The organism is Microbacterium sp. 18062, from assembly GCF_902706225.1.
Lineage (GTDB): Bacteria > Actinomycetota > Actinomycetes > Actinomycetales > Microbacteriaceae > Microbacterium.
On the sequence record NZ_CACSKB010000633.1, the window covers coordinates 1 to 392 of the forward strand.

General features: G+C 65.6%; 1 protein-coding gene. It reads left to right on the forward strand.

All coding sequences use genetic code 11. The features are described from left to right. Positions 1–294 (forward strand): LysE family transporter (locus GVL03_RS21585; RefSeq protein ID WP_159502783.1); only part of this gene is annotated, 294 nt, incomplete at its 5' end. Positions 295–392: the final 98 nt, after the last annotated feature.

The following is a 392-nucleotide window of genomic DNA, read 5'->3' on the forward strand; positions in this document are numbered from 1 at the left end:
ATCCTGGCGTCCAGCGCGCTCATCGAAGCCTTGAATCCCAAATCGGCGCTGTTCTATTTCTCGTTCCTGCTGCAGTTCACGGACCCGGATGCCGCCCTCGGGCTGGGGTGGCAGGTGTTTCTTCTGGGCCTCTGCGCCAACGTGCTGATCTCGTTGTCCGACGTGGCCTGCATCGCCCTCGCGCATCCGCTGCGGGAGCGCCTGACACCGGGCGGGAGGCTGTTCAGCGCCTGCCAGTGGACGGCAGGCCTGCTGTTCATCACGCTCGGTATTCTGGCGATCGTCCAGGATTAGCGCTCACCGGGCAGGGGCAGGATTCTGGGATGCCTGCCCCGGCGGCGGAGCGGTTTCGACGACGAACGGGGCGTTCCCCGGTGTCGAAACCACGACAC